This is a genomic window from Oenococcus sp. (genome assembly GCF_047725585.1).
In the GTDB taxonomy this organism is placed as follows: domain Bacteria; phylum Bacillota; class Bacilli; order Lactobacillales; family Lactobacillaceae; genus Oenococcus; species Oenococcus kitaharae_A.
This window is the reverse complement of sequence record NZ_JBDNNF010000003.1, coordinates 104,738-123,544: the sequence shown is the minus strand read 5'-3', so window position 1 is coordinate 123,544 and position 18,807 is coordinate 104,738. Positions and strand designations below refer to the sequence as shown.

Here is an 18,807-nt window from a genome sequence, read left to right as displayed (position 1 = left end):
GAAAGTAAGTTTACTCTAAGCGTAGACTTGCTTTGATTTGTATTGAAGAGAGTCTATGCCGTCACGATTTCCTTTTGAATCGAATTCAGCCGCATAGCTAAGATGGATCAATCGCTATGCGGCTTTTTGTATCTAAATGGTCGTCCGTCTAGACTCCGTAAAAATAAAAATAATGAGGAATTAGACAATGACAGAAGAAAATACAGCAGCACAAGTAAAAAGAACCGGCTATTTTGGTGATTACGGTGGACAATATGTCCCTGAAGCCGTCAAAACAGCTTTGAATAAATTGGAAAAGGTTTATCTGCAATATAAAGATGATCCCGAATTCCGCACAGAGTTGGCTGGATATTTAAAGGACTATTCCGGCAGGGAAACGCCGCTCTATTACGCCGAATCACTGACCAAATATTTGGGCGGCGCAAAAGTCTACTTAAAGCGTGAGGACTTAAACCATTTGGGTGCCCACAAATTAAATAATGTTTTGGGACAAATTTTATTAGCACGGCGCATGGGCAAAAAGAGGGTCGTGGCCGAAACAGGGGCTGGCCAGCACGGTGTCGCTACAGCCGCGGCAGCTGCTAAATTTGGTATGTCCTGCGATATTTTTATGGGTGCCATGGATATGCAGCGGCAAAAATTGAATGTTTTTCGCATGGAAATGATGGGCGCAACGGTTCATTCTGTTTCAGCTGGAACAGCCACCTTAAAAAACGCAGTTGATGCAGCCTTAGGCTACTACGCTCAGCACCTAGACGATACTTTTTACGTCTTAGGTTCAGCAGTCGGCCCGCACCCTTATCCGACGATTGTCAAAGACTTCCAGAGTGTCATCAGCAAAGAAGCTCGTCGCCAGATTCTTGAAAAAGAAGGCCGCCTGCCCGATGCGATTATTGCCTGCATTGGCGGCGGATCAAATGCCATTGGTGCCTTTGCAGAATTTATTCCTGACAAAAATGTGCGTTTGATTGGTGCTGAGGCAGCCGGCAAAGGTGTTGATACGCCAGAAAACGCTGCCACGATGACTAACGGCCGCCCTGGCATTGCTGATGGTATGTTTTCCTATCTTTTACAAGACGCACAAGGCGGCGTGCTGCCAGCTTATTCAATTTCTGCAGGTCTTGATTATCCAGGCGTTGGTCCTGAACATTCATTTTTGAAAGATACGCATCGCGCTGAATACTACGCAATCACGGATAAAGAAGCCGTTGACGCATTTCTATTGTTGTCGAAGCTGGAAGGCATTATTCCGGCCCTTGAGAGTTCACACGCTGTGGCCCAAGCTGTCAAGATGGTGCCAAAAATGTCTAAAGACCAGATTGTGATTATTAATCTGTCGGGACGAGGCGATAAAGATGTTGAACAAGTTGCCCACTATATCGGCTGGGACTTGTGAAAAAAGGATTATGGCTGCTGAATGATTGAAATTAAGCCCTAGGTTCAATACAATAATCATATACGGTAAGCGCTTACTTATTTTGCAAGTATTATGTAAGCGATGCTTTAAATGATTAAAGGGGTAATTCATGTCAATTAGTGTCAATCAGCAAGCAAAAGTGTTTCATCTGCAGACAGCTCACAGCAGCTATATTTTTCATGTGATGGCAAACGGTGATTTAGGCCAATTATACTTTGGCCGCAAAATCCATGTTAAAGATCACTATGACAATCTGGCCAAACGCGAGCGGCGCGAAGCGATGGTCGCCTGGGGAAATGATGTTGATGATTTTCATCCCGATAATTTGAAGACCGAATATGCTGCTTTTGGCCGCGGCGATTTTAGAGATCCCGCTTATCAGATTGCAGCAGAGAACGGCAGCCGAATCAGTGAATTGGCATATGCCGGCTATCATATCGATGAGGGTAAGGCGCGCTTGTCCGAACTGCCTTCAGCATTTGGCCAACCATCTGAAGGTGTGCAGACATTGACGATTGATCTTGCTGACCCATTGACTGGTTTGCAAGCCAGCCTGCATTACAGTGTCTTTGAACAGGAAGATGTGATCGTCCGAAGCACGACTTTTAGTAATTTAAGTGACAACAAAATTATTTTAAGGCGGGCTATGAGTGCACAATTGGATCTGCCGGACAGCCGTTTCCAGATGATTAGTTTTGCCGGTTCTTGGGCGCGAGAAAGACAAGAAGTCAAAAATGCTCTAAAGCCCGGTATCCAGAGCGTCGGCAGCCTGCGAACCGCTTCGAGCCACCAGGAAAATCCTTTTATCATGCTGGCACGGCCAGAAACTACCGAAGATACAGGCGACGTCTTCGCCTTTAATCTAATTTATTCTGGTAATTTTCTTGATCAGGTCGAAGTGAATCATTATGATCTGACACGTGTTTTAATTGGCATTCACCCTGAAGAGTTTGCTTGGACGCTTGATCCCAACGAGAGTTTTCAAACACCTGAAGCTGTTTTGAGCTTTTCTAAGCAGGGTTTTAACCAATTGAGCCAGCAGCTGACGAATTTTTATGCCAATCATTTAGTCAATCCGCGTTTTGCCAAACAATCGCGACCGATCCTAGTTAACAATTGGGAAGCGACTTACTTTGATTTTAATGAAGATAAATTATTGGCAATCGCCAAGAAAGCTGCTGAATTAGGCATTGAGCTTTTCGTCTTGGATGACGGCTGGTTTGGCCATCGCGATGATGACCACACGTCTTTGGGTGATTGGTTCGTCGACAAAAAGAAACTGCCTCAAGGTTTGCCTCATCTAGCTGACGCTGTGCACGGGCTGGGTCTGAAATTCGGTCTCTGGTTTGAACCAGAAATGATTTCCATGGCCAGTGAGCTTTACAAAAAGCATCCAGACTGGCTAATCGCTTCTCCAAAACGTCAGCCAATCGCTGGCCGCAATCAGTATGTTCTCGATTTTACGCGTAATGAAATTGTTGACGCTGTTTTCCAAATGATGGTGCAGCGCATTGAAGAATCGCATCTGGATTATGTGAAATGGGACATGAATCGCTACATTACTGATATGTTCGGCAGCGAATTACCAGCTGACCGGCAATTAGAAATGGCACATCGTTACATCTTGGGTGTTTATCATCTATACCAGCGTCTGATTGATCGTTTCCCAGATGTCTTATTTGAATCCTGTGCTTCGGGCGGCGGACGCTTTGATTTGGGCATGATGTATTACGCCCCGCAGGCTTGGACCAGTGACAACACAGATGCACTTTCACGGATCCAAATCCAATATGGGACTTCTTATGGTTATGCACCGTCGATGATGGGGGCCCACGTTTCTGACGTACCTAATTATCAGACTGGCCGCATCACGCCGCTATCGACACGGGGACGCGTTGCCTATTTCGGTGATTTGGGTTACGAACTGGACATCACAAAGCTATCCGAAAAAGAACAGCAGGAAATTAAAAAACAGGTTGCTTTTTACAAACGGCATCGGCAGCTTTTCCAATTCGGTACTTTTTACCGCTTACAGAGTCCTTTTGCCGGCGATAAAAATGTCGCCAGTTGGGAAGTTGTCAATGCTGACCGGACACTAGCAATCGCGGCGAGATACCAGTTTCTTAATCGCCCTAATCCAGCCTATCTGCGTTTGTATTTTAAGGGCTTATCGCCAGATCGCCTATATCGCATTAATGGTAGCGAGGAAACATTTTTCGGTGACGAACTGGAAAACGCCGGTTACGCCGTTGACCAGATTTTAGACATTAATCAGCCAATGACTGCTTCAGCAGATTTCAGTGCCCATCTATTCATTGCACAAGCTGTCGAGTAAAAACCTCAACGATTATTTTCGTTGAGGTTTTTACTATATATAATGAGAACAAGGAGCCCTTATGACGATAATCATTGTTCTGGCACTGTTGCTGATTGCGGTTGTTTTGTTGCTCGTTTTTGCAAGAAGGTCATACAGAGAAGCTCGGCAGGCTGGCAAAAATCCGATTATTGCAGCTTTTTCGGCTATATGGGATTTACTTTTAGAGCGTCTTTAAGCGGTTTGCCTGCTAGTCTTGTCCTTACCTTTGATTTGAAAGGCGACGATTAAAATCAGAACAGCCAGTACAAAAGCGAAAATAAAGGCAAAGCGCGAAGCAGACATGAATCTGGCTGCTGTGTTTTGCAGCGGATGCAGTGTCCCGCCGAAGACCAGCAGGCTATTTGTAATTGAAGTTGATAAAGCACCCATAATCTGCTGACAGGTATTCATAATCGTGCTGCCGTCACTGGAATGTGCGGCTGACAGGCTTCTCAGTGCATAACTTTGAGCCGGCGGAAACAGCATGGCCGAGCCTGACAGCAGCATACTTTGGGCAGCGATAATATAAGGAATGCCGCTTTTTAAATTGATGATCGACATCATAATCAGGCCGGCGATAAAAATCACAGTGCCTGTCAAGACGAGATATCGAGCACCGAAATGGTCAGATAGACGGCCGGCGATCACGGAAATCACGGCGTTTAACACACCGGCTGGCAGTAAAATCCAGCCCGTCGTATTTGCTTTCTGGCCTAAACCGTTTTGCAGCATTTGCGGCAATAAGTACATGGCGGCCAGCACAATACCGAAGTTAAAAATAACAATCAAAGTGCCATTGCGATAGCGCGAATTGGTTAGTATTTTGAAATTCAAGATGGGACGGTTGATACGCAATTGCCGATGGATATAAATAAACAAAATCAATAGGGATAGCAAAATCAGAATGATCACGATCGGGGAGGCGATGCCTAAGTTGCTGATAAGGCCGACCGAACTGACCAGCAAGCCGAAACCAAGCATAGACAAGATAACCGACAGCCAATCAACTCTTGGATGTGTCTGTTCGATCACATTAGGCATCGTGAAAATCGTCAAGAGCAGTGATAATAGCAGAAAAGGCAAAAAGAGCCAAAAAATCCAGCGCCAAGACAAAGAATCAATAATAATTCCTGATAAAGTCGGGCCGATGACTGGTGCAAAACCCATAACGACACCAATCACACCCATGACGCTGCCGAATTTATTGCTGGGAAAAATAATCGTGGCAATTGTGAACATAAGGGGAATGAAGAGACCGGTAGCGATTCCTTGGATGGTTCGGCCGATCAATAAGACGGCAAAACTGTTTGCGCAGGCCGCAATCACCGATCCTAGAGCGAAAATAAAAATCGCAAAAATAATAATATCTTTGGTCTTAAACCAGTGTGAAATTAGAGTCGATAGTGGTAACGCTAAACCGATCATCAGCATATAAGCGATGACCAGCCACTGTATCGCTGCTGACGAGACGGAAAAAGTCTCGCGCAAGACGGGCAGCGCGATGTTAAGCGAAGTCTCGGAAAATAATCCGAGAAAATTAACGACTAAAATACCTAAAATGACCACAAAGGGCCGACGAACTTGTTTATTTGCCATTTTTTGCTCCTGAAAGATAGATTTATGATTGATCGCTGATTTTATTTAATAAATCAGCGAGCTCCTGCTTTTGCTGGTCATTGAGCCGATTTAAAATTGTCCGGCCGGCCTGGCTGCCGTTTATCTGCAATTCATGACACAGCTGGCGGCCTTTTTCTGTCAGATAAACTTGTTTGACACGCTTATCTGCGCTTGAAATACCTGTCTGAAGCAAAGATTTGCTTTTTAGGCGCTCAATCATTCGGCATGCAGCCTGATGACTGATTTTGAGATAATTTTTTAGATCAACAATATCCGCATCCGGATGTGCACGAAAGTAAAACAAAGTCTCTGATTGGTTGGACGTCAACTGATGCTTTTTGAGGTCGACGCTGCGCCAAGCAATCAGCTGATGACCCAGTTTTAAAATTTGGCGTTCAAGTGTAAAGTCCTGGTCTGACAAAGGAACCTCCGTTCAAGAATTATACAACAGGTTGTATAATTTGAGAAACAGTTCGCAGTCAGAACCAACCAGCTTCACGTTTGATACTGCACAATCCAGATGAATTTTCGTTACTATTTAACTATGAGTAAACTTGTTTTAATTCGTCATGGCCAATCAACCGCTAATCGTGATAATGTCTTTACGGGTTGGTCGGATGCACCTTTGACTGATAAAGGCATTGCCCAAGCGCATATTGCCGGGCGTGAGTTAGCAGAATCGGACACTCAATTTGATATCGTCCTCACTTCAGTCCTGCAGCGCGCAATCGTTACTAGCTACATTGTGATGGACGAAATTCATCAGCCTTGGCTGCCGATTATAAAAAGCTGGCGTTTAAATGAACGCCATTATGGCGCTTTGAAAGGCTTAAACAAGGCTAAGACTGCCAAAAAATATGGCGACCAGCAGGTTCGTGAATGGCGCCGCAGCTATACCTTGGTGCCGCCGCTTTTACAGCATCCTGATCAGGACCGCCGTTATCGGGCATCGGCCGTGATCGAACCTTTGGGCGAATCAGCTGAGATGTCTTGGCAGCGTGTCAAACCTTTTTGGGAGGACCAAATCGCGGCAAACTTAAGGGCATCGAAAAATGTTTTGCTGGTCGCTCACGGCTCTTCCATTCGCGTTCTTTTAAAATTCTTGGATCGGGTTAATGATGCGGATTTTATGAATGTCGAAGTTGGAAACGGTGAGCCGATTGTCTATGATTTTGATAATCAATTGCACATTCTCTCTAAGACCAATCTGTAAAATTAGTACCGAAAATGCCCACAGACATTGTTTTGCAGATACAGCTTTCGATTGATTAAACTTCAAGTCCCTATATTTTAATTTATTTTCATGCAATACTAGGCAGTATAAAATGAATTGAGGAGGTAATTATGGATGATCAAACATTAATGAAGAAAGCGCTGCTGTCGACGGCCTTGCATTTTTCTTATAAAAATCTGAATCTGCCTGTCTGGATTTCGGCCATCAATGGTGAATTTATTTCTGCAGCCGAATCTTACGACGCCGATGTGACGGATGTCCAATTGTATTTCACAGGATCTAAAAGCGGCGATAATTACCACGCATCGGGTTCCTTTGAATTTGCAGGCGGTACTCAGACGGCTGACCTTGATATTTCAATCAGTAGTGGCCAGGCTGAGGCTGAATAAGTGACGGTTTTATCGACACAATCTTTAAAAGCCGATGATGGCAAACGGCGTTGTCAATGGCTGACAAACTATAAAGTTTGGGACGATATGACTGCTTATCATGATAATGAGTGGGGCCGTCCTAGCCATGATGACCGTTATTTATTCGAGCTGCTTTGTTTGGAGACTTATCAGGCTGGTTTGAGCTGGGAAATTGTTTTGAAAAAACGCGCTGCATTTCAACGTGCTTTTTTTAATTTTGATATTCAAAAGGTCGCCGAATTAACCTCAATCGATTCTTTGATGGCTGACAGCGGCCTGATTCGCAACCGCCTAAAACTACAGGCGACAATTAACAATGCGCGTGCCGTTTTAAACACGCAGAAGCAGTATGGCTCTTTTGATAACTATCTTTGGCATTTTACTGATGGTCAGATAATTGACCACCACATTACCGATCCTGTCCAGATTCCGGCACAAAATGATTTATCGCAGTTGGTAGCCAAACAGATGAAAAAAGATGCCTTCAAGTTTACCGGCCCGGTGACAATATACTCTTATCTGCAAGGCACCGGCGTTATCAATGATCATGAAGCTGTTTGTGCTTTCAACCCGGATCGGCAATTAGACTAATTATCATTTTTCTATTCAAAAATTAAAATATTGTCAAATATCCGTTTGCTGCAATGAATTTTTGTTCTAATTGTCCGTAACAGCCCTTTCGTCCTTTGGACCGTCAAGTGACAAAAAATATGAAAGCAGGTCATATATATGGATGATTTTATCCAATTTTTAAAACGGAAGAATGTCAAGCTCTATCTGACACTAGCACTTTTAATTCTTGTGATTTACTTTTTACGTGCTTTCATGGGGATTGTTCTATTGACAACAATTTTCGCTTATTTAGCCATTAAATCCAGCTTGTATTTTAAAAAACACTTTCAAGTCCCTTATCTGCTTGCCGTGGTGTCCTTGTACATATTGATCTTGGGATTATTGGCGGCAGCTATTTCTTACGCTGCGCCTTTGCTAGTCGACCAGCTTAAGGTAATTCCACAAATGGTTTCCAAAGCGATCATTAACCACCCGCTTTTAAATCGCAGTATTAACCGATTAGTGAATCGCTTCATTCATAGTAGCGAGATGGTGTCCAATAGCCGGAACGTCGTGGTAACGGGTTTTCGTGAAGCCAGCCATGTCGGCCGCGGATTGACACATTTTGTGCTGGCTGTTTTTCTTAGCTTTGTTTACAGCATTTCCCGCCCACGGATTCTTTCATTCGGCAAAGAATTTTTGAAATCGCCTTATCACGAATTTTTCGGAAATGTGCATTTTTTGGCACGCAAATTTGTGTTGATCTTAGGCAAAATTATCGAAACGCAGCTGCTGATCTGTACGATTAATACTTTTTTAATGACTATCGGTCTTTTCTTTTTGAGAATGCCTGACTTGCTCCTGCTGGCAATTATCGTCTTTCTTCTTGGCCTGATACCCGTTGCAGGAGTTTTAATTTCTGTCATTCCACTGACAGTGATTGCTTTTGCTTCTGGCGGCCTTATTCGTGTTGCCGAAGTGATTGTGCTGGTTATCGTGATTCACATGTTCGAATCATATTTTCTGCATCCACGCCTTATGGCCGACCGGACGGATTTACCTGTCTTCATTGCTTTTATTACCTTAATCGTGATGAGCAAGCTAATTGGTGATTGGGGACTGATTGTGGGATTACCGATTGTCTCCTTTTTCTTGGATATTTTTGGTATTCACAGCTCTGAAAAAAGCCGCAAGCCGAAAAATAATGGTTGAGTATTTTATGCTTTAAAAGTAAGTTTGGCGTATTCGGGATTTTTTAAAAATGCTGCTTTAGCATAGGGACAAACAGGCTTGACGCGTTTTCCTGCAGCAGCAGCATCGCTTACTGCCTGTTTGAGTATTCTGCTCGCTAAGCCGTGCCCGCGATAGTCGGGATCTACTCGAATACTGTCGATACTGATCGCATTCTTTCCAGCGATTTCGCTGTATAACAGCTCGGCTATTGTTTTGCCATCCGAATTTTCAATGAAATAGCGGCCATGTTCCTGCTTAATTGCATTTTCTGTCATAAGTCTATTTTACAAAGCTTCGATGGCTTTTATAATGGGGTTGTAGCTATTAATTTTGGGAACAAATAAAAAATCTCCAATCAGATTTATCGCAATAGGGAGAGCAATATGAACATGAAATTTGTCAAACGCGGTCATTATACGGCTGAGGAGTTACGGGATATTCATTCTGGTACGGCTCAGCAAATGGACTACTTGAACAAACACATCGAGAGCATGGAACAAACCTACGAGCGGCATATGCCTAGTGGTGATCATATGCTGGATGAGTATTCAGAAAACAGCAAGTAAATTAACCGAAGACAGCTTCGGTTTTTATTTTGGCCTTTTTTAAATAATCAGCTGATTCCGTATAATGAGTTATATGACAAAAGAACGCGGATTTGAAATTGTTACAAAATACGAGCAGGCAGGTATTCAATTACCAAAAAGAGCCACTGCTCATGCCGCTGGCTATGATATCCAAGCAGCTGCTGATATGCTGATCCCGGCAGACGGCACAATCAAATTGGTTCCAACCGGTTTGAAGGCTTATATGCAGACGAACGAAGTCCTGTATTTGATCAATCGTTCTTCAGGACCGTATAAGCGCGGCCTGGTGCTGCCTAATTCAGTCGGTGTGATTGATGCTGACTACTATAATAATGAAAAAAATGAGGGCGAGATCTTTGTGCAGATACAGTCAATCTCTGGCCAAAATGTTCAGATTAAAAAAGGCGACCGGATCGTGCAGGCAATCTTCATGCCCTTTTTGACTGTGGACGATGATCGTGCAGCCGGCCTCCGTCAAGGCGGATTTGGTTCGACAGGGGAGTAAAGTTGGCAAAACAAAAAACACAATTTGTCTGTTCTAACTGTGGATATACGAGTGCCGGTTATTTAGGACGCTGCCCGAATTGTGGTCAGTGGAATACGTTAGTCGAAGAAAAAATTGTGCCGGATACCGTTGTTAACCGCAAGGCTAGAATCAGTCTTGATGGCCGCGTGGCCAAGCCGCAACGTATATCGGAAATTTCCGGCAACGAAACACCGCGTGTTCAGACCGGCATGCAGGAATTAAATCGTGTCCTAGGCGGTGGTATTGTACCGGGCAGCCTGGTTCTAATCGGTGGGGATCCTGGCATTGGCAAATCTACCTTGATGCTGCAGGTATCCGGCCAGCTGACCGAGACCGGTGGCAGTGTTCTCTATGTTTCTGGTGAAGAATCGGCCAACCAGATTAAACTGCGAGCTGATCGGCTGGGTGTTGGTTCTGACGATTTTGTTGTCTATCCGGAGACAGATATGCAGCAGATCGAATCTGTGATTCAGCAGATGGAGCCTGATTTTTTGGTGATTGACTCTGTTCAAACAATGCAGGAACCCGATTTGCAGTCTCCAATCGGATCTGTTGCCCAAGTTCGTGAAGTGACGGCTGATCTGATGCAGATTGCCAAGACGAACGGAATTACGATTTTTATTGTTGGCCATGTGACAAAAGACGGTGCAATTGCCGGGCCGAAGATTTTGGAACATATGGTGGATACGGTTCTTTATTTTGAAGGGGATGCCAATTACAAATACCGTATTTTAAGAACGGTCAAGAATCGTTTTGGGTCAACCAACGAATTAGGTATTTTTGAGATGCGTGATCGCGGCCTGCGCGAAGTATCTAATCCTTCAGAAATTTTTCTAGAAGAACGCTTGGCCGGCGCGACAGGGTCCTCAATCACGGCCAGTATGGAAGGCACGCGACCGATTTTAGTTGAAGTACAAGCTTTGGTCGCGCCGACTGTCTTTGGTAATGCACAGCGTGTCACGACTGGTGTTGATCGTAATCGTGTCGCTCAAATCCTGGCTGTTTTGGAAAAACACGCTAATCTGCTGCTGCAGAACCAAGATGCCCACGTGCGGATTACAGGCGGCGTCAAAATTGATGAACCGGCGGCTGATTTGGCAATTGCACTAGCCGTGGCGAGTTCTTATCATGAAAAAGCGACCAGCCCTTCGGATGTCTTTTTAGGTGAAGTCGGCTTGGGTGGTGAAGTCCGCTCGATTTCATTGATTGAAGATCGTCTCAAAGAGACAGCCAAGCTGGGTTTTAAGCGTGCGATTATTTCCAAAAATAATCTTCCGGGAACGATTCTGCCTGAGGGTCTGCAAGTGATTGGTGTCGCGACGCTGGAAGAAGCGCTGAAAATCGGGCTGGGCTTGCAGCGTTATACGAGGCAGGACAATTTGAACTGATTTATAATAGCTTTGCGAGGTAATTTATGGCAGTTTTTTCTGATATCAAAGGAATGACTTTTGATTTGGATGGCGTCATCACAGATACGGCCAGTTTTCACGAGAAGGCTTGGCACCAGACAGCTAATGAAGTTGGTACTGTTTGGACACAAGCTTTGGCTGATCAGCTTAAGGGTCTATCGAGAATGGATTCTTTGGCTTTAATCTTAAAAGCTGGTCATCATGAAGACGACTATACACAGGCCGAGAAAGTATCATTGGCTGAGAAAAAGAATCGTTACTATCAGCAACTGATTACAAAATTAACCGCCGATGATTTGCTGCCGGGCATTGGGGCTTTTTTAAATGAATTGAGGTCGGCCGGATACCGAATGAGTATTGCCAGTGCTTCTAAAAATGCAGTCACTATTCTCAAACAACTGCAGATCACGGATTATTTTCAAGGCATTGTCGATCCAGCTAGTCTTAGTGCCGGCAAACCCGATCCGGAGATTTTTATCAAGGCTGGAGAATTGCTTGCGCTTCCGCCAATGGCTCTGATTGGGTTGGAGGATGCGGCCGCTGGTGTCCAGTCGATTAAAGCGGCTGGTCAAACGGCTTTAGGCATTGGTTTAGCAGCTAAAAAAGCTGAACCGGACTTATATTTTGACCGAACTCAAGACATTACTTTGGCAGCCATTCATGACAAAATGAATTGATTGCATTAAAAGCGCCAAAGACAGGCGTTTTTTTACTATCATAAAACATATGAATAAAATAATTCTCGCAAGCAAAAACGCTGGTAAGACAGAAGAAATTCAATCTTTGCTGGGAGATCAATTTCAAATTGTTGATCTCAACCATTTGAACAAAGTTCCTGAAATTAATGAAACTGGTCGCAGTTTCAAAGAAAATGCTCAAATCAAAGCACGTGCTGTAGCTCAAGCCTATCCGAATAATTTTGTCATGGCTGAAGATACGGGCTTGGTCATTGATGCTTTGGATGGCCGACCGGGTATCTACTCGGCCCGTTATGCTGGTGATCACGATGACAAAGCTAATATTCAAAAAGTGCTGACCGAATTAGAAGGCGTCCCAGCAGAAAAACGCACAGCTCATTTTACAACCGTGATCGTTTTAATCGGCTTGGCAAAAGAAATTGTTGCCCAAGGTCACAGTCAAGGCCTGATCTTAGATCATGAAGAAGGCAAAGATGGTTTTGGTTACGATCCGATTTTCTTCTCGACAGAGTTGCACAAGACTTTCGGCCAGGCCACGAAAGCAGAAAAGAACACAGTTTCTCATCGCGCCAGAGCCTTAAAAGATTTAATTTCGCAAATTACAGCTTGATCGCGTAAACTATACTATTGTTATGACTGAAAAAATTCGTGTTAGATACGCTCCTAGTCCGACGGGGCACTTACATATTGGTAATGCTCGGACAGCGATTTTTAATTGGCTTTTTGCACGCCATTATCAAGGGCAATTTGTTATTCGTATTGAGGATACTGACTTAGCCCGCAATGTGGCCGGCGGAGAGAAAAGCCAGCTGGATAATCTGAAATGGTTAGGCGTTGATTGGGACGAAGGGCCGGACAAACCAAATCCGGAATATGCGCCTTATCGGCAGACCGAACGCGCTAAATTAGGCATTTATGACCGTTACATCCAGGAACTTTTGGATCAAGGCAAAGCCTATAAATCCTATAAGACTGAAGAGACTTTAAAGGCTGAACGAGAAGCACAAGCCGCTGCTCATCAGGCACCACATTATGTCTATGAATATGCAGGCATGGACGCTGACCAGATTAAAGCTGCTCAGGTAAAAGATGAAGCCGCCGGCTTAAAAGCCGTTGTCCGTTTTCGCGTGCCTGAAGATCACGACTACCAGTGGCAGGACATTGTTAAGGGCAAAGTCAAAATCAATTCCAAAGAGATCGGCGGCGATTGGGTTATTCAAAAAGCCGATGGCATGCCGACTTATAATTTTGCCGTTGTGATTGATGATCATTTGATGGAAATTACTCATGTTCTGCGCGGCGATGACCATGTCAGCAATACGCCTAAACAGCTGATGGTTTATGATGCTTTAGGCTGGCAAGCACCTAAGTTCGGTCACATGGCACTGATTATTAAAGCCGAGACGGGTAAAAAACTGTCCAAACGTGATGAAGATACGCTGCAGTTTATTGAACAATATCGTGAACTGGGTTATCTGCCGGAAGCCATGTTCAACTTCATCGGCCTGCTAGGTTGGTCGCCGGTTGGTGAAAATGAAATCTTCACACGCGAACAGTTTAAGGACATGTTTGACGAGACACGTTTTACAAAAGCCAATGCTAAATTTGATGCTAAAAAACTGGCTTGGGTCAATAACCAGTGGATGCGGGCTGAAAAAGACCGTGTCATGCCGCAATTGATCGCTGAATTGGTCAAAGCCGGATTGATCAGCCAACAAGAAGCGGATCAACAAGCCGATCATTTGGCCAAGATTATTGAAATTGCTGGCGTTGATGGGATTAAAGCCACGAGTGAAATTGCGCCTTTGGCCACTTATCCATTTTTCAAATTACACGATATTTCAGACGAAGATAAAGCTGCCTGGCTGGATACGGAAGCAGGTAAACAAGTGACATCCGCTTTTGCAAAAGCCGCTGCTGCATTAACTGCTGATGACTTCACAGCTGAAAATCTCATGAAACTGATTCGTCAATTACAAACTGACCTGGCGATTAAGGGCCGTCCCTTGTGGAATCCGATTCGCTTGATCACGACACACGAAGTGCAAGGACCGAATCTGCCGGAAATTCTGGCTGTGATGGGCCGGGATTGGACCTTGAAAAACATTCAGGAAACATTGGTCTAATTCATACTCTAAGGCAATATAATCCGATCTTGCAACTGTTCGTAATGGCTTACTTTATAATAGTTAAGAAGGAGGAATTATGCCAAAGTATTTTTACCGCACGATTGATGATTTAAACAATTTAATTAAGGAAAATTTGGCCAGACTGCAGTCTTATAATTTTGATTTGATTGTCGGTTTACCAAGACGAGGCATGATTCCGGCCACCTTGATTGGTTTATTTTTAAATAAACCGGTTGTCAGCTTTAACGAACTAAATGCCAATATGGCTAGTGAAAAAATTGGTTATCGTTTGCAGGAAGAATCAGCCAAATTTCCGAAATCCTACAGCAATATCCTGTTAGTTGACGATTCGACCGACGAGGGTACCGTCTTTGAACAGGCCGCGGCTAAACTAGATGACGCGACAGCTAAAAAAGTGACGACTTTATCTGTCTATGCGACGGAAAAAGGCGGCCATCGTGTCGATCTTCACTTGGAAACATTAGAAGAACCCAAACTTTACGAGTGGAATATCCTGCACAAAAAAGCCGCTTTAGCCGATGCCGCGATGCGTTTTGAAGGAATTATTGCGACAAATGCCTTGACTGGCGAATGGATTCCGGTCACTTTGCCCAGTTATCCGATCAAAGTCATCTATTCTGGATTGCGGGAAAAGCACCGCGACAAGCTGGAAAGCTTTTTGAACCGTCATGGTGTTCATTTTGATGAATTGAAGATGGAGATTGTTTCATCGCGTCAATTGAAGCAGATTGTGGCTGACGAAAAAATTGATTTGGTTTACGAAAACGATATGTTTATCACGCGTGATTTGGCTGACACAGTGGCCGTATACAACGTTGCCGGCAATTTCTTGGATAACGCCAATGCCACTGATGAATTGAGTTATGACGATTAAAGCGGACTAGTTGACTAGGTAGGATGCGATGAATAAAGCCGAGTGGATAGAAGAATTCAAAAAAATCAACGGTCGCGATCCCAGGCCTAGCGAGTTTCGCGAAGCTTTGAACCGTCAGGAGTTCAGCCTTGATGATAGTGGCGCTGATCAACCTTTGCCTGCTGTTGGCGAAGATGAGAGCCAATTAAGCCGCAAAGAAAAACGCCGTTTGGAAAAAGCGGCACGTGGCAAGAACCGGCACAATGGCATTAATGCCTTAATCTTATCAATGCTAAGTCTGCTGTTTACGCTGTCGCCAATTCTGATTGTGCTCAATCCCCGTGTAATTTTAAACGCGGGCAGCGTCAGCAGCAATGATAATACCGGGTCATTTGTGGCCGCTTTATTCTTCTTTGGCGTGCTGCTTTTGCTGCTATCATTACTGTTTGCGATCATGAGCCTCTTTGAGAGCCCCAGGCAGATGGCTATTATTGCTTTTGTGTTTTCTCTGATCAACGCTTTTTATGTGTATACAGTTGTAAACTTTACACAGTTTTCTGCCATGGACTTTCAAAAGGTCGTCAGCATTTTCCAAAATATTTTCCGTTAAATTGAACGAAATTGAAAAAGGATATCTTTAACAACGATTAAGGGTATCTTTTTTGTTATTCTTAAATTGCTATTGGTGGTTCATACTGTCGCTGGAAAGGACAAAATATGGCAGCAGATGCAATTCAATCAATTCGTTCATATTTTCAAATGTGGGTTGATCGAGATTTTTTAAATATTGACTGTCTCTTTGACTGGGATATTTATTATCGTGAATGTTACGGTGCATGTTATAGAAATTTAGATGAACTTCATTTATGGATCGAAAGTCAGCTAAAAAAACAAGTAGTGTTAGACTGGCACCTTCACGATGTCTATGAGGATGGCCATTATTTTTTTGTCACATGGACTTTTCGAGCAAAAGAGAAGGAAACATATGTTTTTGATGGTTTGTCCAAAATAAAATTTAACAGTCAAAATAAAATTTCGGAGATTATTGAATATGAGACAAAACATGACGTATTTTATCCCTTTAAAAAGAGTTCCTATGGTCGATAATGATGACGATAGCAAAAAAAGAAGTTGAAAATCTGAATCAATTAATTAAGCAGAATGGCAGTAAGAACTGATGAAAAAAATCATTTACAAAAAAATTCTTGGCCAAGCCATGATTATGTGGCTGTTGCAGATTTTATTTGCAAGCTTTGTGGCAATCTATAGGCTCAATGTTTTTAAAATGTCTATCGATTTTGCTTTTACCGTGGGAACTGTGTTGATCATCGCTTACGCATTAAGCGTAGCTGGATATCTCGGTTATCGCAGAAACACTGCTAAATGATGAATGATGGATAATACGGGTTGCCTATACCAAAGAAAATCACTTTTTAAAGTAGAAAGAAAAGTTATAAAACTTGTCCGGATTGCCGAACATATGAACTTATATTTTAATTTTAAGCAAGAAAAACCTATCTAGTTGGAACTAGATAGGTTTTTCTGGTCTTTAGGACCGTTTAACTCTGCCAATGATAATCCAAATAACCAGGAAAGCAATGATGTAGATAACAGACTTTGTTGAAAGGGCTAAAAGCAGAGCTAAAGCTGAAAGCGCTGCTAAGAAGCCACTAAGGCCTTTTTTATTTTGATGTCATGACGATACTTTCCTTTCGTTTTCACTGAATTTTATAAAAGTCTATGCTGTTTGCTACTTGCTGACTTGGTTCAATATTTTCTTGTCAAAACTAGGCCATCTGGCTTTCCGCTGATGTCATATGCTCTGAGAATCTGCAGCAGGACATCAGCGGAAAGCAGCCGAATAACTCGATAAGCTTGCAGTAAGGGGATGCCGGCCTCAGTGAGGACTCGGCGAAGTTGATGATCAAGACTGATATTGGTTGAAGCAGAATAATTGATTTTTCCAAGGTTGCCGGCTTTGACTTTTATTAAACAACGCAGCTTTTTAGCCAGAGGGCCAATCACTTGAATCTCTGTTTCTTTGTTGTTGATCTGCAATTGTAAAATTTGTTTGTCTTGTCTGATCAATAATCAGCTTCTATGACTAAGGAATTATCTAGATCATTCTTCTGTCAGTTTTTATTTGGGATTAGCTTTACTGGCACGGGCCCGTTTTTTGGCCTGGTGTTTTCGATACGAATATTCGACCCAGCCCCAAAAGAAAAAGAAGATAAAAGTGTTGGGCATGTCTAAAATACTTCGTTTGACATAAGTAGCAGTTTGGTAACCGTGGCCGGCTACAAGGTCGATGATGCCGCGAAGACCAAAAGAGATGGCTAAGTCAAAAATCAGGAAAAAGAGGACATAGCCTAAAGTTGTTTTGATAAGTTTTTTCAAATTTGCGTTTCCTCTTTTCTTAGACAAGTTGTATCAAGGATTACTTCTCTTGGTGATCTTTATTATCTAGATGTTTAGCTGTATAGCCCGCAAGGAAAGCCGCAATCAAGACAACGATGATTTGTGTGATGAACAACCAAGTACCCTTTAAGAACGTGTTGAGGAAAAATTCATTGATGCAGCCAGCAATTAAGACACTGATTCCAGCTGCTAAAGCTGCTGCTTGTGCATTTTTGTTTTTCATTTGCATTCCTCCTTATTTTGGCGAAGAGATGATAATCGGTGACCAATTTTTTTGAATAGACTATCTGGAGAAGGTTAACCAAGAATCTTACTAGTGGATATATTTACCCATAAATTCCACCATGGTCAATGCCATTTGCTAACATCACGATACCGCCTTTGCCCTTCTAACGAAGGCCACAATCAAATTCAGTATGATCCAGATCACCAAGACAGCAGCGTAGCTAAGAGGAGCTAGTGTCCAATGATCAATATGAAAAATAGCTAAGGCTTCTGTAGGCAGATAGAGACACAAGAAGATAATCAGGCCTGCTTTTGTCTTGCCTAAACGCTGGAAACTATGGTCCAGTCTCATAAACAATAGAGGAAAAGCAATCGTAAAACTGACAAAAGCAGAATTGAGTGAAACAGTTGATTGCCCTTGAATCAAAAAAACAGTTAAGCCTATCAACAGCCAGACGAACAAGGCTGTTTGACAGACGGCTTTCACATAATTAATTAGCTGAAATTTGCTTGTTGTTTCCATGATGGCACCTTAGTAGGTTCGATACTCTGACCGGATTAGGCTTTCCCTTCTTAGAATTAAGTTCAGATTAGCACTTTCAATATGCGTTTAAGCAAAACTAGCTAAATGAGCGAATTAGCAACTCTGTTCGTCACTTATTTTGCGAACAGCGTTTTATTTTTTGTTTTGATGATCCAGATGACTACCCCAAAAACCAACTAACACGCCAAGCACGATCAATACATAGCCGGTTAAGCCATGATAAGGAAGATTAAAGCGATTGCTTATATGACTAACAGAATGATCACTGAGATTGTGCGAAAGCAAAAGCTTTTTTCATATTTGATCGTCCTTTAATGAAATTACCTTCATTATCCTTCCTAGGCGCTGATTTGGTATAGAAAAGCCCATCTACAGATGGGCTCACAAGATGTTGTCTTAACTATTAGTAACGGTCTAGGAAGAACAAGTTCCTAAACCAGTGCTTAAAATTGGTTTTGAACCAAGCTGGGCTGGGCATAAAGATCATGATCGACAGATAAAAAGCTACCACAGCTAAAGCGACGAAGTACATGAGTAATGGATATAAAATTGTTTTAGACGATTTTTTCATTATTTCT

At 43.0% G+C, this 18,807-nt stretch carries 24 protein-coding genes; 17 read left to right on the top strand and 7 right to left on the bottom strand.

Translation table 11 applies throughout. The features are described from left to right. The first annotated feature begins 187 nt into the window (after positions 1-187). The 3 genes from trpB (at position 188) to ABF487_RS05175 (ending at position 3,969) form a co-directional block, all read left to right on the top strand. Positions 188-1,396: a tryptophan synthase subunit beta gene (gene trpB, locus ABF487_RS05185; protein ID WP_415634703.1), complete on the top strand. Its 1,209-nt coding sequence runs from the start codon at positions 188-190 to the stop codon at positions 1,394-1,396. Between the two features lie 130 nt (positions 1,397-1,526). Further along, the gene (locus ABF487_RS05180) at positions 1,527-3,752 is read left to right on the top strand and encodes an alpha-galactosidase (protein ID WP_415634702.1); all 2,226 of its coding nucleotides are present in this window, start codon (positions 1,527-1,529) and stop codon (positions 3,750-3,752) included. A gap of 61 nt (positions 3,753-3,813) precedes the next feature. Then, positions 3,814-3,969 (top strand): hypothetical protein, encoded by a 156-nt coding sequence (locus ABF487_RS05175; RefSeq protein WP_007745447.1) that lies wholly within the window; start codon positions 3,814-3,816, stop codon positions 3,967-3,969. Here ABF487_RS05175 and ABF487_RS05170 read toward each other — a convergent pair. Both ABF487_RS05170 and ABF487_RS05165 read right to left on the bottom strand, forming a co-directional pair. Continuing rightward, positions 3,966-5,369: a DHA2 family efflux MFS transporter permease subunit gene (locus ABF487_RS05170; RefSeq protein ID WP_415634701.1), complete on the bottom strand. Its 1,404-nt coding sequence runs from the start codon at positions 5,367-5,369 to the stop codon at positions 3,966-3,968. The two genes, ABF487_RS05175 and ABF487_RS05170, sit on opposite strands and share 4 nt — an antisense overlap. A 22-nt stretch (positions 5,370-5,391) precedes the next feature. After that, positions 5,392-5,811, bottom strand: coding sequence for a MarR family winged helix-turn-helix transcriptional regulator (locus tag ABF487_RS05165; RefSeq protein WP_007745449.1), 420 nt, complete (start codon positions 5,809-5,811; stop codon positions 5,392-5,394). Positions 5,812-5,934: 123 nt separating this feature from the next. On the opposite strand from ABF487_RS05165, the gene ABF487_RS05160 reads away from it, so the two are divergent. The 4 genes from ABF487_RS05160 (at position 5,935) to ABF487_RS05145 (ending at position 8,798) form a co-directional block, all read left to right on the top strand. Next, positions 5,935-6,603, top strand: coding sequence for a 2,3-bisphosphoglycerate-dependent phosphoglycerate mutase (locus ABF487_RS05160; protein ID WP_415625130.1), 669 nt, complete (start codon positions 5,935-5,937; stop codon positions 6,601-6,603). Positions 6,604-6,734: 131 nt separating this feature from the next. Further along, positions 6,735-7,013, top strand: a complete 279-nt coding sequence (locus tag ABF487_RS05155) for a hypothetical protein (protein ID WP_415625129.1) — start codon at positions 6,735-6,737, stop codon at positions 7,011-7,013. Further along, complete coding sequence (locus ABF487_RS05150; RefSeq protein ID WP_415625128.1) at positions 7,014-7,625, top strand: DNA-3-methyladenine glycosylase I; 612 nt, start codon at positions 7,014-7,016, stop codon at positions 7,623-7,625. A 138-nt stretch (positions 7,626-7,763) separates the two neighbouring features. After that, the gene (locus tag ABF487_RS05145; protein WP_415634700.1) at positions 7,764-8,798 is read left to right on the top strand and encodes an AI-2E family transporter; all 1,035 of its coding nucleotides are present in this window, start codon (positions 7,764-7,766) and stop codon (positions 8,796-8,798) included. Positions 8,799-8,803: 5 nt separating this feature from the next. Here the strand turns inward: ABF487_RS05145 and ABF487_RS05140 are convergent, their stop codons facing one another. Beyond that, a complete protein-coding gene (locus tag ABF487_RS05140; RefSeq protein WP_007745454.1) occupies positions 8,804-9,094 on the bottom strand; it encodes a GNAT family N-acetyltransferase in 291 nt (96 codons plus the stop codon). 108 nt (positions 9,095-9,202) lie between these two features. On the opposite strand from ABF487_RS05140, the gene ABF487_RS05135 reads away from it, so the two are divergent. The 10 genes from ABF487_RS05135 to ABF487_RS05090 all read left to right on the top strand — a co-directional run bounded on the left by ABF487_RS05135 (position 9,203) and on the right by ABF487_RS05090 (position 16,429). Continuing rightward, a complete protein-coding gene (locus ABF487_RS05135; RefSeq protein ID WP_007745455.1) occupies positions 9,203-9,385 on the top strand; it encodes a hypothetical protein in 183 nt (60 codons plus the stop codon). A 73-nt stretch (positions 9,386-9,458) separates the two neighbouring features. Then, complete coding sequence (locus ABF487_RS05130) at positions 9,459-9,911, top strand: deoxyuridine 5'-triphosphate nucleotidohydrolase (RefSeq protein ID WP_028291884.1); 453 nt, start codon at positions 9,459-9,461, stop codon at positions 9,909-9,911. A gap of 2 nt (positions 9,912-9,913) precedes the next feature. Then, a complete protein-coding gene (gene radA, locus ABF487_RS05125) occupies positions 9,914-11,320 on the top strand; it encodes a DNA repair protein RadA (protein WP_007745457.1) in 1,407 nt (468 codons plus the stop codon). A 26-nt stretch (positions 11,321-11,346) separates the two neighbouring features. Continuing rightward, entirely contained in the window at positions 11,347-12,018 is a 672-nt protein-coding gene (gene pgmB, locus ABF487_RS05120; protein WP_007745458.1) for a beta-phosphoglucomutase, read from the top strand. 49 nt (positions 12,019-12,067) lie between these two features. Then, a complete protein-coding gene (gene rdgB, locus ABF487_RS05115) occupies positions 12,068-12,649 on the top strand; it encodes an RdgB/HAM1 family non-canonical purine NTP pyrophosphatase (protein ID WP_263779856.1) in 582 nt (193 codons plus the stop codon). Positions 12,650-12,671: 22 nt separating this feature from the next. Continuing rightward, complete coding sequence (gltX, locus tag ABF487_RS05110; protein ID WP_415625126.1) at positions 12,672-14,165, top strand: glutamate--tRNA ligase; 1,494 nt, start codon at positions 12,672-12,674, stop codon at positions 14,163-14,165. Between the two features lie 79 nt (positions 14,166-14,244). Further along, entirely contained in the window at positions 14,245-15,063 is an 819-nt protein-coding gene (locus ABF487_RS05105) for a phosphoribosyltransferase (protein ID WP_415625125.1), read from the top strand. 28 nt (positions 15,064-15,091) lie between these two features. After that, a complete protein-coding gene (locus ABF487_RS05100; protein ID WP_007745468.1) occupies positions 15,092-15,652 on the top strand; it encodes a hypothetical protein in 561 nt (186 codons plus the stop codon). A 107-nt stretch (positions 15,653-15,759) separates the two neighbouring features. Beyond that, the gene (locus ABF487_RS05095) at positions 15,760-16,149 is read left to right on the top strand and encodes a nuclear transport factor 2 family protein (RefSeq protein WP_263779859.1); all 390 of its coding nucleotides are present in this window, start codon (positions 15,760-15,762) and stop codon (positions 16,147-16,149) included. 70 nt (positions 16,150-16,219) lie between these two features. Beyond that, entirely contained in the window at positions 16,220-16,429 is a 210-nt protein-coding gene (locus ABF487_RS05090) for a hypothetical protein (RefSeq protein WP_007745478.1), read from the top strand. A 380-nt stretch (positions 16,430-16,809) separates the two neighbouring features. Here the strand turns inward: ABF487_RS05090 and ABF487_RS05085 are convergent, their stop codons facing one another. The 4 genes from ABF487_RS05085 to ABF487_RS05070 all read right to left on the bottom strand — a co-directional run bounded on the left by ABF487_RS05085 (position 16,810) and on the right by ABF487_RS05070 (position 18,208). Continuing rightward, positions 16,810-17,130 (bottom strand): hypothetical protein, encoded by a 321-nt coding sequence (locus ABF487_RS05085; RefSeq protein ID WP_415634330.1) that lies wholly within the window; start codon positions 17,128-17,130, stop codon positions 16,810-16,812. Between the two features lie 51 nt (positions 17,131-17,181). Further along, complete coding sequence (locus ABF487_RS05080; RefSeq protein WP_415634699.1) at positions 17,182-17,439, bottom strand: hypothetical protein; 258 nt, start codon at positions 17,437-17,439, stop codon at positions 17,182-17,184. A gap of 40 nt (positions 17,440-17,479) precedes the next feature. Further along, positions 17,480-17,683 (bottom strand): hypothetical protein, encoded by a 204-nt coding sequence (locus tag ABF487_RS05075; RefSeq protein ID WP_263779862.1) that lies wholly within the window; start codon positions 17,681-17,683, stop codon positions 17,480-17,482. Between the two features lie 144 nt (positions 17,684-17,827). Continuing rightward, positions 17,828-18,208 carry a hypothetical protein gene (locus ABF487_RS05070; RefSeq protein ID WP_415634698.1) on the bottom strand — a complete coding sequence of 127 codons (381 nt, stop codon included), beginning with the start codon at positions 18,206-18,208 and terminating at the stop codon, positions 17,828-17,830. Positions 18,209-18,807: the final 599 nt, after the last annotated feature.